The 12646-nt window shown below is 62.4% G+C and carries 15 protein-coding genes; all 15 read left to right on the top strand.

The window, feature by feature from the left end:
• The first annotated feature begins 37 nt into the window (after nt 1-37).
• The 15 genes from JQN68_RS02845 to JQN68_RS02775 all read left to right on the top strand — a co-directional run bounded on the left by JQN68_RS02845 (nt 38) and on the right by JQN68_RS02775 (nt 12571).
• Entirely contained in the window at nt 38-1642 is a 1605-nt protein-coding gene (locus tag JQN68_RS02845; RefSeq protein WP_225071797.1) for a peptide-binding protein, read from the top strand.
• A gap of 9 nt (nt 1643-1651) precedes the next feature.
• Nucleotides 1652-2629 (top strand): ABC transporter permease, encoded by a 978-nt coding sequence (locus JQN68_RS02840; protein ID WP_225071798.1) that lies wholly within the window; start codon nt 1652-1654, stop codon nt 2627-2629.
• Nucleotides 2630-2768: 139 nt separating this feature from the next.
• Nucleotides 2769-3353, top strand: a complete 585-nt coding sequence (locus JQN68_RS02835) for a GspE/PulE/PilB domain-containing protein (protein ID WP_225071823.1) — start codon at nt 2769-2771, stop codon at nt 3351-3353.
• A 16-nt stretch (nt 3354-3369) separates the two neighbouring features.
• Nucleotides 3370-4218, top strand: a complete 849-nt coding sequence (locus JQN68_RS02830; protein ID WP_349632292.1) for an ABC transporter permease — start codon at nt 3370-3372, stop codon at nt 4216-4218.
• Entirely contained in the window at nt 4215-4667 is a 453-nt protein-coding gene (locus JQN68_RS02825; RefSeq protein WP_225071799.1) for a YchJ family metal-binding protein, read from the top strand. Before JQN68_RS02830 ends, JQN68_RS02825 begins: the two co-directional genes overlap by 4 nt.
• Before the next feature lie 2 nt (nt 4668-4669).
• Nucleotides 4670-5488: a bifunctional DNA-formamidopyrimidine glycosylase/DNA-(apurinic or apyrimidinic site) lyase gene (gene mutM, locus JQN68_RS02820; RefSeq protein WP_225071800.1), complete on the top strand. Its 819-nt coding sequence runs from the start codon at nt 4670-4672 to the stop codon at nt 5486-5488.
• Nucleotides 5489-5736: 248 nt separating this feature from the next.
• Nucleotides 5737-6153 (top strand): acyl-CoA thioesterase, encoded by a 417-nt coding sequence (locus tag JQN68_RS02815; RefSeq protein WP_225071801.1) that lies wholly within the window; start codon nt 5737-5739, stop codon nt 6151-6153.
• Between the two features lie 33 nt (nt 6154-6186).
• Nucleotides 6187-6375 carry a hypothetical protein gene (locus tag JQN68_RS02810; protein ID WP_225071802.1) on the top strand — a complete coding sequence of 63 codons (189 nt, stop codon included), beginning with the start codon at nt 6187-6189 and terminating at the stop codon, nt 6373-6375.
• A 107-nt stretch (nt 6376-6482) separates the two neighbouring features.
• Complete coding sequence (gene cysE / locus JQN68_RS02805) at nt 6483-7172, top strand: serine O-acetyltransferase (protein ID WP_225071803.1); 690 nt, start codon at nt 6483-6485, stop codon at nt 7170-7172.
• 1 nt (nt 7173) lies between these two features.
• Complete coding sequence (locus JQN68_RS02800; protein ID WP_225071804.1) at nt 7174-7617, top strand: RrF2 family transcriptional regulator; 444 nt, start codon at nt 7174-7176, stop codon at nt 7615-7617.
• Nucleotides 7614-8804, top strand: coding sequence for a cysteine desulfurase NifS (nifS, locus tag JQN68_RS02795; RefSeq protein WP_225071805.1), 1191 nt, complete (start codon nt 7614-7616; stop codon nt 8802-8804). Before JQN68_RS02800 ends, nifS begins: the two co-directional genes overlap by 4 nt.
• A gap of 27 nt (nt 8805-8831) precedes the next feature.
• The gene (nifU, locus tag JQN68_RS02790) at nt 8832-9200 is read left to right on the top strand and encodes a Fe-S cluster assembly scaffold protein NifU (protein WP_225071806.1); all 369 of its coding nucleotides are present in this window, start codon (nt 8832-8834) and stop codon (nt 9198-9200) included.
• Nucleotides 9201-9276: 76 nt separating this feature from the next.
• Complete coding sequence (gene mnmA / locus JQN68_RS02785; RefSeq protein ID WP_225071807.1) at nt 9277-10329, top strand: tRNA 2-thiouridine(34) synthase MnmA; 1053 nt, start codon at nt 9277-9279, stop codon at nt 10327-10329.
• On the top strand, nt 10326-11612 hold the full coding sequence (gene mtaB / locus JQN68_RS02780; protein ID WP_249621000.1) for a tRNA (N(6)-L-threonylcarbamoyladenosine(37)-C(2))-methylthiotransferase MtaB: 1287 nt from the start codon (nt 10326-10328) through the stop codon (nt 11610-11612). The genes mnmA and mtaB overlap by 4 nt, the downstream gene beginning before the upstream one ends.
• Complete coding sequence (locus JQN68_RS02775) at nt 11609-12571, top strand: RluA family pseudouridine synthase (protein ID WP_225071809.1); 963 nt, start codon at nt 11609-11611, stop codon at nt 12569-12571. The genes mtaB and JQN68_RS02775 overlap by 4 nt, the downstream gene beginning before the upstream one ends.
• Nucleotides 12572-12646: the final 75 nt, after the last annotated feature.

Raw genomic sequence — 12646 nt, 5'->3', positions numbered from 1 at the left:
AGATCCGATGTGAGCTTTTATGGGAAATCATATTGATATGCGGTCTTTTTTTATAATTATTTTTTTGTCGTTCTCCATTTTTCCCGGGTGCCGTCGCGGCGCGTCCGAGCCGGCCGCCGAGCGGGTGGTCGGGGATACCATTCTGATGGGGACCATCGGTGATGCCAGCAACCTGCTGCCGGTGCTGGCCTCGGATTCGGCTTCTTCCGATATCAGCGGACTGGTTTACAACGGCCTGGTGCGCTATGACAAGAATCTCCAATTGGAGGGGGAACTGGCCGAATCCTGGTCCGTTTCGCCGGACAACCGGACCATCACCTTTCACCTGCGGCGCGGTGTCAGATGGCATGACGGGACGCCCTTCACCTCCGCCGACGTGCTGTTTACCTATCAACTGCTGGTCGATCCGAAGGTTCCCACCGCCTACGCCGACCGCTACCTCCAGGTGCAGCGCGCCGAAGCTCCCGATCCCCACACTTTTCGCGTCCACTACGCCCAGCCCCTGGCCAGTGCTCTCATCAGCTGGGGCTTTCCCATTCATCCGCGCCATCTTTTGGCAGGCCGGGATGTCTTGCGCAGCCCCTTGAGCCGGGCGCCCGTCGGCACGGGACCCTTCCGGTTCGTAGAATGGGTCCCCGGCCAGAAAATCGTCCTGGAAGCCAATCCCGATTACTTCGAAGGAGCGCCCGGTCTGCATCGGGTGGTGTATCGCATCGTCCCCGATCCTTCCACCATGTTTCTCGAACTGCGCTCCGGGGGGCTTGATTTCATGGGCCTCTCTCCTATCCAGTACGCCATGCAGACCGATACCCCGGCTTTTCGTCGCGCCTTCAACAAGTATCGCTATCCGTCCTTCAGCTACACCTATCTCGGCTTCAATCTGCGCCGGCCCCTGTTTCAGGACCGGCGGGTACGCCAGGCCCTGGCCCACGCCGTCGACAAGCAGGAACTCATCGACGGCGTCCTGCTGGGACTGGGCCAGGAGGCCACGGGTCCCTACAAGCCCGGCACCTGGCCCCACAATCCCGACGTGCGCCGCTACCCCTACGACCCCGAGCGGGCCCGGCAACTGCTGGCCGAAGCCGGCTGGCGGGATACGGACGGCGACGGTATTCTCGACCGGGACGGCCGCCCCTTCGCCTTCACCATCCTGACCAACCAGGGCAACGATCAGCGCATCAAGGCCGGAGAAATCATCCAGCGCCGGTTCCGCGAGATCGGCGTGGATGTCCGCCTGCGGGTGCTGGAATGGGCCACCTTCCTCAAGGAATTTCTCAATCCGGGCAATTTCGACGCCACCATCATGGGCTGGACCATTCCCATCGACCCGGACGCCTTCAATGTCTGGCATTCCAGCCAGACGCGGCCCGGCGAGCTGAATTTCATCGGCTTCCGAAACAAGGAGGTCGACCGACTGCTGGAGCAGGGGCGGCATACCCTCGACGAGCAGGCACGGCAACGCCACTATCACCGCTTTCAGGAAATCCTGGCCGAGGAGCAGCCCTACCTGTTCCTGTTCGTTCCCGATTCCCTGCCGGCGGTGGCCGCCCGGTTTCGCGGTATCGATCCGGCCCCGGCGGGCATCATGCATAATTTCATTCACTGGCAGGTTCCGCCCCAGGAACAGAAGTATCAGCGTTAGGACAGAATCATGGTTGCTGAAATTGCCAGACGGATCGTGATGATGGTGCCCTTGCTGCTCGGCATCACCCTGATCTCCTTCACCGTCATCCACCTCGCTCCCGGGGAGCCGACGGATCTTCAGACCCAGCTCAATCCCGAGGTCAGCGCCGAACTGCGCGAACGCCTGCGGGCCCAGTACGATCTGGACCAACCCCTGCTGGTGCAATACGGCAGATGGTTGGGACGTCTGGCGCGACTCGACTTCGGCGAATCCTTCGCCCAGGATCGCCGCCCGGTGGCCGAAAAAATCGCCGAACGACTGCCCGTGACCATCAGCATCAATCTGCTCTCCATCGGCCTGATCCTGATGGTCGCCGTGCCCATCGGCATTCTGTCCGCGGTGTGGCGCAATTCGACCTTCGACCGCCTGACCACCGTCGGGGTGTTCATTGGTTTTGCCACCCCCTCTTTCTGGCTGGCCCTGTTGCTGATGGATCTGTTCGGAGTGCGTCTCGGCTGGTTGCCCATTGCCGGTCTGCGCTCCTTCGGGTATGAATATCTGGACTGGGGGCGCCAGTTGCAGGATCTGCTCCGGCACCTGGTGCTGCCGGTTTTTGTCTCCGCCTTCGGGGGCCTGGCCGGCTTTTCCCGCTACATGCGCGGCAACATGCTGGAGGTGATTCGCCAGGACTACATCCTCACCGCGCGGGCCAAGGGCCTGCCGGAACGGACCGTCATCGGGCGCCATGCCTTGCGCAACGCGCTTTTGCCGGTGATCACCATCCTCGGCCTGTCGATTCCGGGGTTGATTGGCGGCAGCGTCATTTTTGAAACCATTTTTGCCATTCCCGGCATGGGCAAGCTGTTTTTCGACGGGGTCATGATGCGTGATTATCCTCTCATCATGGGCGTGCTGGTCATCGGCGCCGTTCTGACCCTGCTGGGCAATCTGTTGGCCGATGTGGCCTACGCCCTGGCCGATCCGCGCATTCGGCGTCGTTCCTGAGGTTTTTGCAGGCGGGGGTCGGCCACCCTGCGTCGTTCGCGGGTCGCCGGAATTATGCAGGGTCTTTCGACGGGGCCGCAAGGGATGGCGGCCGGAGTGCCATGGAGTGCTTGGGCGGACCAGGAGGGATGGCTTCGTGATGATGGAGAAACAGCAGAAGCTCGGGGAAATGCTGGTGACGGCAGGGGTCATCTCCCGACAGCAGCTCAGGTCGGCCCTGTGCCACCAGAAGAATCGCCGTTGCTTGTTGGGCTCGTCCCTGGTAAAGCTCGGTTACGTGTCGGAAGATCGGTTGCTGGAGTTTTTGGAACAAAAGCTGGAAATGCCCCTGGTCGATCTGCGGCGGCGCCGCATCGGTGGTGAATTGTTGGCATACATTCCTTTGGAACGGGCCATGGAATACACGGTACTGCCCATTGGCCGGAGCCTGGCCCACGGCAGCCCGGCGCTGCAGGTGGCCATGGCGGATCCCACCAATCTACGCACCGTGGACGCTCTGGCTTTTCTGACCGGCTGCCGTATCGAACCGGTTCTGGCGGCCGAGGAGGATATCCGGCGCGCCATCGAGCGTTGTTACGGAGTGCAGCTGGATGTCGGTGCCGAAGCCTGCTCCAGCCTGGGCGGCCTGCCGCGTCAGGATCTGGCCGATCGCTTTCTGCAGTTACTGGAAGTGCTGCTGGAAAAGGGTATTCTGACCCGCAGCGATTTTGATCGTTTCATTTGAAAAGGAGCCATCAGGGGTGATTCATAATCCTTCGCAACGGGGGGAATTCATGGCCCGGCTGGGCCAGAATCGTCTGGCATTGGCCGGCGGTGCCATTGTGCTGCTCATGTTCGCTTTGGCCCTGGCAGCGCCTCTGACGGGGCGGGATCCCGGCCAGATTGAAATCGCCCTGCGTCTGCAGCCGCCCAACTGGCAATATCCCCTCGGCACCGACGACCTGGGGCGGGACGTCCTGGCCCGCATCATGTACGGAGCGCGTATTTCCCTGTTGGTGGGGTTCGTCGCCGTCGGTCTGGCGGCGGCCATCGGCACCCTGTTCGGAGCCCTGGCCGGCTATTACGGCGGCTGGGTGGATGCCGTGGTCATGCGCTTTGTCGATATCATGCTGTGTTTTCCGACCTTTTTCCTGATCCTGGCGGTGGTCGCTTTTTTGGAACCCTCCATCTGGAACATCATGATCGTCATCGGTTTGACCGGCTGGATGGGGGTGGCGCGTCTGGTGCGGGCTGAATTTCTGTCCCTGCGCGAACGAGATTTCGTCCAGGCGGCGCGGGCTCTTGGGGCCCGCGATCGGCGCATCATTTTTCGCCACATTTTGCCCAATGCCCTTTCGCCGCTGCTGGTCTCCGTGACTCTGGGGGTGGCCGGGGCGATTCTGACCGAAAGCGCTCTGTCCTTTCTCGGCATCGGCGTGCAGCCGCCTACGCCGTCCTGGGGCAACATGCTCATCGCCGGCAAGCAGACCCTGGGTTCGGCCTGGTGGCTGTCCGTGTTTCCAGGATTGGCGATCCTGGTGACGGTGCTGGGCTACAATCTTCTCGGCGAGGGGTTGCGCGATGCCCTCGATCCCCGGTTGCGGCAATGATTCGAAGCGGAACCAGCAACCGGCTGCATTGGGATGCTTTGACGCCGAGCGCCTTGATCCTGGAACGGGTGGCGGCCTTTCAGGAGGGCGACTTCCCATTCATTTACGCCAGCTACCATCCGGACGCGCCGTTTTTGCAGGTTTTTCCCCAACAACAGGAGTATCTGGATTATGCCGCCCGGGAACTCGCCGGGAATTTCGCGATCCTGGCCTGCAGCATCCTGGCGCAGCGTGCTCCCACCGTCGACGAGACCCAGGTCCTCTTGGTCCTGGAATTGCTGGTCCGCGGTGAACGGCAGACCAGTCTTGAACTGGCCCGGGTGCGGCGCACCCCGCAGGGCTGGCGTTTCCATTCCGCAACCCGGCGACCCCTCGAGTCTGGGCTGGAGGCTGTCCGGGAACCTGGCTTTGAACTGTTCGAGCCTCTTGACGAAGAGCCGTTTTTCTAACCATGCCCGAGTTGCCTGAAGTCGAAACGGTGCGCCGCGGCATCGCGCCCCTGATTCTGGGCCGGCCCGTCGACCAGGTGGTGTTACGCACTGCCGGGTTGCGATGGCCTTTCCCGCCCGAACTGAACCAGGTTCTGGTCGGGCGCCCGTTCCGGGAGGTGGCGCGGCGAGGAAAATACCTGCTGCTGTCCAACGAAGGCGGCTGTTTGATTCTGCATCTGGGCATGAGCGGCCATGTGCGGGTGATTCCGGCCCACATTCCCGCCGGCCCCCATGACCACGTGGATATCGTCCTTGCCGACGGCAACTGCCTGCGGTTGAACGATCCGCGTCGCTTCGGCGCCCTGCTCTGGACCGAAGCGGATCCGGCCCGGCATCCCCTGCTGGCAAATCTGGGACCCGAGCCCCTGGGCGAGGAGTTCAGCGGCGAGATGCTGTTTCAGCGTTCCCGCGGCCGTCGTGTGGCCGTCAAAAACTTTCTCATGGATTCCCGCATCGTGGTCGGGGTCGGCAACATCTATGCCAGCGAGGCCCTGTTTCAGGCCGGGATCCGGCCGAACACGCCGGCCGGGCGCATCGGCAAGGAGGGTTACCGGCGCCTGGCGGAAGCTGTGCGCCAGGTGCTGAATGCCGCCATCGAGGCCGGCGGGACGACCCTGCGGGATTTTGCCGATGAGCAGGGCCGCCCGGGCTATTTCAGCCGCCAGTTGGCCGTCTACGGTCGGGCCGGCCGACCCTGTCTCCGTTGCGGCGCCCAAATCCGGCAGCTTCGCATCGGCCAGCGCAGCAGTTATTTCTGCCCGCACTGTCAACGGGGTTAGCCCTGCCGCGCGTTTTTGGGAAAGTGTAAATACTGAATCTGGTTATGCACTTCACTCATGTTATGTGTATTCGGAGGCGCAAGAAGCTCGCCTCACAGTCAGTGAAGCGATAGCGAACGCTTGTCGTAATCGTAATCGTAATCGTAATCGGCCCATGAAACTATTACGATTAAGACAACGACAACGAACGGCCGCTACTGGAGTCAGGTGCATAACCAGAATACATGAATTGTCTTGGAGGTTCCGTCATGGAAGGTTTCCGCTTTACCATGCCCTACACCGTGCGCATCGCCGACATCAACTACGGCGGTCACGTCGCCAACTCGGCGGTGCTGAATTTTTTCCAGGAGGCCCGCATCGCCTATCTCGGTCAACTGGGTCCTTTCAGCGAATTGGACCTGGGCGGCTGCGGCATCATCCTTCCGGAAGCTCAAGTGCGTTACCGGGCCGAGATGTTCCATGGCGATCCGCTGCTTATCGGGGTGCGCATCGAATCCATGAAAAATTCCTCCATGATGATGGCCTATCGCATCGACCGGGAGGGGCAGGTGGTGGCCGAAGGAACCACCGCCCTGGTCGCCTTCGATTACCAGACCCGGCGGCCGGTGCGCTTGCCGGAGGGCTTTCGGCGCGCCGTGGCCCGGTTCGAGGAATTACCCGGATAACCGGGTGTCAACCAACCAGCACCAGGAGGTCCCATGCATGATTTTCGCGTTTGTCCCAGTTGTCGCTATGGGCGTGGCTTTCATGTCTCCTTCAAGGCCGTCGAGGAGGGCCACAGCATCATTCTCATCTGCCCGGATTGCGGCCAGTCCTATGAACCCGGCTGGATGGTCAGCGTGACGCGGCGCACGCCTCTGGCCGGGCCGGCCTACCCGATTCGGTAGGAGCGTCGGGCAGGATAATAGTTGACAAAAACGCTCAGACATGTTATCCCTGCTCCTGTAAAAGCGGTTCGCCATTCATGCGAACCGCTCAAACAAGGGAGTAGGCTGTGTTCAAGACCATCAAGGAAGACATTCAGACCGTATTCGAACGGGACCCGGCAGCGCGCAGCGTGGTGGAGATTCTGACCTGCTATCCCGGTTTTCATGCTTTGCTCATCTACCGTCTGAGCCACAGGCTGTGGCGCCGCCGCTGGTTCTGGGCGGCCCGCTTCCTGTCCCATCTGTGCCGTTTTCTGACCGGCATTGAAATCCACCCCGGGGCGACCATCGGGCGACGTTTCTTCATCGATCATGGCATGGGTGTCGTCATCGGCGAGACAGCGGAAATCGGGGATGACTGTACCCTCTACCACGGCGTGACCCTTGGCGGCACCTCCTGGGCCAAGGAGAAGCGCCATCCCACCCTCGGCAACAACGTCGTTGTCGGCTCCGGTGCCAAGATTCTCGGACCCTTCAAGGTCGGTGACAACAGCAAGATCGGTTCCAATGCGGTGGTGGTCAAGGAAGTGCCCCTCAACGCGACGGTAGTCGGTGTGCCGGGACGAGTGGTGTATGCCAACGGCGTACGGGTCGGAGCCCAGACCGATCTGGAACACGGTCAGTTGCCAGACCCCGACGAAAAGGCCATCTCCTGCCTCATGGATCAGTTGCGCAGCCTGGAGCGCCGGGTCAAGGAACTGGAACAGGGCACGGGGGCGGTGACCGGTTCCCCGGTCGAAAAGCGGGAGGCCAATTGACATGCGCATCTCGACCAAGGCCCAGTATGCAGTTCGAGCCATGACCCGTCTCTGTCTGGAAGGAGAGGGGAATCCGGTTTCCAGCAAGACCCTGGCCGAACTGGAGGACATTTCCCTGTCCTTTTTGGAACAGATTCTGGCCAAACTGCGTCGCGGCCGCATTATTGAAAGCGTGCGCGGGCCCGGCGGCGGTTTCGTGCTGGCACGGCCGGCGGCGGATATCCGCATGCACGAGATCATCGAATGCGTAGAGGAATCCTTGGTGCCCGTGGCCTGCATGGATGAAAACGGGCGCTGCAACTGCGGCGACCAATGTCTGACCCACTTGGTCTGGGCCGGCCTGGCGCAGCGCATCCGTAACTTTTTGGCATCCATGTCCCTGGCCGATCTGACCAGTGAAGCCCGGGGCGCGAATATATTCAGCATGGGGGAGGAACAGCAGTGAAACGCATCTACATGGACAACAACGCCACCACAGCCGTGCGACCGGCGGTACTGGAAGCCATGCTACCCTACTACCGGGAGCACTTCGGCAATCCTTCCAGCCTGCACTGGGCCGGCCGGGAGGTCGGATCGGCTCTGGATCAGGCCCGCCGGCAGGTGGCGGATTTGCTCAATTGCGAACCGGCGGAAATCATTTTTACCAGCTGTGCCAGCGAGAGCAACAACCTTGCCATCAAGGGCACGGCCGAAGCCTTGCAGTCGCGCGGCAATCACATCATCACCACCGCCGTGGAACATCCGTCCGTGCTCAATCCCTGCAAGTACCTGGAGAAGAGGGGTTTCGAGGTCACCTACCTGCCGGTCGACGGGTACGGCATGTTCGATCTGCGGCAACTGGAAGCGGCCATTACCGAGCGTACCATCCTGATCTCGGTCATGTGGGCCAACAACGAAACCGGGACCGTGTTTCCCCTGCAGGAGATCGGCGCCATCGCCCGCCGTCACAAGGTGCGGTTGCATACCGACGCGGTGCAGGCCATCGGGCGTCTGCCCGTCGATGTCCAGGCTGCCGGCATCGACCTGCTGGCCATTTCCGGCCACAAGTTCGGGGCGCCCAAAGGCGTCGGCGCCCTGTATGTACGTCGCGGCACCAAGCTGACAGCTCTGATTCACGGCGGCCACCAGGAACTTGGGCGGCGCGCCGGTACCCATAATCTGCCGGGCATCGTCGGCCTCGGCAAGGCCTGTGAATTGGCCGCGGCGGAACTGGAGACGGGCAGCGAGCGCCTGCGGACCCTGCGTGATCGTCTGGAACAGGGCATCCTGGCGGCAATTCCCGAATGCCAGGTCAACGGTCATCCCAGCCAGCGCCTGCCCAACACCCTCAATCTCAGTTTCGCCTACATCGAAGGGGAGGCGGTGCTGTTGTTCCTGGATATGCAGGGGGTGGCGGCCTCCTCGGGTTCGGCCTGCATGTCCGATGCCTTCAGCCAGTCCCACGTGATCTCCGCCATGGGCATCGACCCCATGATGGCCAACTCGGCCATCCGTTTCGGCCTCGGTCCGGACAACACTGAGGCAGACGTGGATCATCTGCTGTCCATTTTGCCGCCCATCGTGCAGAAGCTGCGGGACATGAGTCCTTTTTATCATGAACGGACGCCGTCACGGGCGACGGTCAACTCTTAATAATACTAGCCTCAAAAGGAGCGGTCCATGTATTCCGAGAAGGTCATCGATCACTTTACCAATCCGCGCAATGTCGGAGAAATCGAAAATGCCGACGGCGTTGGCGAAAAGGTCAGCAGTTCCTGTGGCGACCGGATGAAGGTGTTTCTCAAGGTGGAAGACAACATCATCAAGGACATCAAGTTTCAGACCTATGGCTGCGGGGCCGCCATCGCCTCCTCCTCCATGATGACGGAACTGGTGGTCGGCAAAACCATCGAAGAAGCCCTGGTGCTGACCAACGACGAAGTGGCCGAAGCCCTCGACGGCCTGCCGGCCCCCAAGCTGCACTGTTCCAACTTGGCGGCCGACGCCCTGCACGAAGCCATCAAAAACTATCAGGCGAACCGCGGCTGAGCCTTTTCCGATGAATGTTGCGCATCAGGGGCCATCTGTCGTCGCAGGTGGCCCCTGATGTATTGGAGCGCAATACATGTCACAAGCAAAACAGCGGATTGTCGTAGCCATGAGCGGCGGGGTGGATTCCACCGTGACCGCGGCGTTGCTGCAGGAGCAGGGACATGAGGTCATCGGCCTCACCATGCGCATCTGGGACCACCCATCCGTCGTCGGCGATGCCGAGCCCATGGCCGATGCCCGGCGCATGGCGGAGCGTCTCGGGATCGCCTGGCATCTCATAGATGTCCGCGAGGCTTTTCGCCAGCGGGTGGTGCAGCCCTTCTGCGAGGAGTATTTTTCCGGCCAAACCCCCAACCCCTGTGTGCTCTGCAACCGGTTGTTCAAGTTTCGCCTGCTGCTCGACGAGGCCGACCGCTTGGGCGGCGATGCCCTGGCCACCGGACATTATGCCCGTATTCTGGGCGGCGGCGATGACTGCCGGCTGGTCAAGGGCAGTCATGCCCACAAGGACCAGAGCTATTTTCTCTTCGTCCTGCCTCGGCAACAGCTGTCCCGGGTCTGTTTTCCCCTCGGCGAAATGGAGAAAAGCCAGGTGCGGGCCAAGGCTGCGGCTCTGGGGTTGGCCGTCGCCGACAAGGGCGACAGCCAGGATATCTGCTTTATTCCGGATCAGGATTATGCCGGGTTTCTCGAGCGCGAATGCCCGGAACGCTGCAGGCCGGGAGCCATCGTTCATGTTTCGGGCCGAGTTGTCGGGAAACATGCGGGCACTTACCGTTTTACCGTCGGCCAACGCCGCGGCCTGGGCATCGCCTGGCCGGAACCCCTGTACGTCGTGGCCATCGATGCACAACGCCGGCAGGTGGTGGTCGGCGAAAAGCGGCACTTGGAGGTGAGCTCTCTGGTTGCGACGGAAGTCAACTGGCTGATCCCGGAACCGGCCCTTCCGGTGCGGGCCGCCTGTCGCATCCGCTATCGCCATCGGGAAGCGCCGGCGACCCTGGTCCCTCTTGGCGGCGGTCGGGTCGAGGTGCGCTTCGACCATGTCCAGACCGGGGTCAGTCCCGGCCAGGCGGCGGTGTTTTATGACGGCGACCAGGTTCTGGGAGGAGGCCGGATCGCGTGACTGGAACCTTTGCCATCGCCACCCTGGGTTGCAAGACCAACCAGTTCGAATCGGCCGCCTTGATTGAACAGTTGCGGGCCGCCGGTTATCGGCAGGTCAACTACGGTGCGGGTGCCGACCTGGTGATCGTCAACACCTGCACCGTGACGGCGACGACCGATGCCCAATCGCGCAACCTGATCCGGCGAGCCCGCCGGATCAATCCTGCCTGCCGGGTGGTGGTGACGGGCTGTTACGCCCAAATCGATCCCCAGTCCCTGGCGGCTATTCCCGGCGTGTCCCTGGTGCTCGGCAACGAAGAAAAACAACAGCTCATCGGTCTGTTGGCGGAGGATCGCCGCGGCGTCGCCGTCTCGGACATTCGCCAGGCCAAGGGTGCAGCCATGAGCCTGTCGACCTTCAGCGGCCGCAGTCGGGCCTTCGTCCAGATTCAGAACGGCTGTGACGCCTTCTGCTCCTACTGCATCATCCCCTATGCCCGGGGACCCAGTCGCTCCGTGGCAGCCGAACAGGTGCTCGGTCAGATCCGCGATCTGTGCGCCGCGGGGTATCCGGAGCTGGTGCTGACCGGCATTCACATCGGCGCCTATGGCCTGGATCTGAACCCGGCCGATTCGCTGTTGGCCCTGGTCCGGCGCATCGAGGGGGAAACGGCGGTCCGGCGTCTGCGTCTGGGCTCCCTGGAACCCCAGGAACTGTCGCCGGAATTGCTGGAGGCCGTGGTCGCCTCGAAAGTGGTCTGTCCGCATCTGCACCTGCCCCTGCAGTCCGGGGACGACGAGGTTTTGCAGCGCATGAATCGGCACTATACGGCGGATTTTTTCCGTCGCCAGGTGGCGGCCATTCATGCCGGCCTGCCCGGTGCGGCCATCGGGTTGGATGTCATCACCGGTTTCCCCGGCGAGACGGACGAGGCCTTTCGACGCACCCTGACCCTCATCGAGGAACTCCCGGTCAGCCATCTGCATGTGTTCCCCTTCAGCCGCCGTCCCGGAACGCCTGCCGCACGTATGGGCGGACAGGTGCCGGGGCCCCTGGCCCGTGAGCGGGCGGCGGAGTTGCGCGCCCTCGGTGAGGCCAAACTGCAGGCCTTTTCCCGCAGGGTGATCGGCGACACCCTGGAGTTGGTGGTGGAAGGCCGCAATCGGGGAGGATGGCAGCAGGGTTTGAGCCGGCAGTATCTGACCGTCTCCTTCGAGGCCGGGGAGAAACTGGCGGGCCGCACCGTGCAGGTTCAGGTTACGGAGTGGACCGAACAGGGATTGCGGGGGAGGCGGGTGTGAAGGAAGCCGTCAAGGGGCGTCGGGAACGACTGCGGGTGGCCGCCGCGCAGGCCGGTCAGCGGCTCGACCGGTTTCTGGTCGCGGCCTTGGACGGCGTCTCGCGGCGCACCGTGAAGACGGCCCTGGATGCCGGCCGGGTGCACCTCGACGGGCGGCCGGCGACGCGGGCCGGAATGATTCTGCAGGGCGGGGAGGAGATCTGCCTGACTCTTGATGTGGCTTGCTCCTCCGGGGTCGCTGTCACGCCTGCCGCGCAGATCAAGGAGATTTATCGGGATGCCTGGCTGATGGCCGTCGACAAGCCGGCCGGGTTGCTGTGCCACGACGACGGTGCCGGAGGCTCCCATGCCTTGGCGCAGGCTGCAGCGCTCTGCGACCCGGCAGGGACGGATGGCGGCCCCTATCTGCTGCATCGCCTCGACACGGGCACCAGCGGCCTGCTGCTGCTTGCCCGGCAGCGTCAGGCGGCGGTTGATCTCGGACACCAGTTTGCCCGCCGCGAGGTGCGGAAAATTTACCTGGCCCTGGTTGCCGGCCGGCCACGGGATAGCTTCGAAGTGGACTGGGCCCTGCAGCCTGGTCGCGGCGGAAGGATGAAAATTGTCGCCGGCGAGGGTGGCTGGAACGCTTGCACATCCTTTCGGGTGCTGCAGCGGGGACCCGACATGGCCTTGGTGGAAGCGAGGCCGCATACCGGAAGAACCCACCAGATTCGAGTGCATCTGGCTGCCAGCGGTTTTCCCCTGCTGGGCGACACCCTGTACGGCGGCTCCAGCGTGGTGACCAGCGGCCAGACCCGGATTGCCATAGCCCGGCCGTTGCTGCATTCCAGGCAACTGACCTTCCGGCACCCGGCGTCAAGCGAAATCATGACCCTGGAGGCAGGGGCGCCCGATGATTTCCGCCGGGTCCTGGAACTGTTTCCGGCCGAGGACCAGGGTTGCCATCTGCTAAAATAAAAAAACCCCGAATTATCGCGGGGTTTTTTTATTTTCTTCAGGTGCCTTCTTAATTTTTGAAGTCCACCCTCGGGC

The organism is Desulfuromonas sp. CSMB_57 (assembly GCF_020194955.2).
Classification (GTDB): domain Bacteria; phylum Desulfobacterota; class Desulfuromonadia; order Desulfuromonadales; family Syntrophotaleaceae; genus JAFCIY02.
The sequence above is the reverse complement of the archived record's forward strand: the minus strand, read 5'-3'. Positions and strand labels throughout refer to the sequence as shown.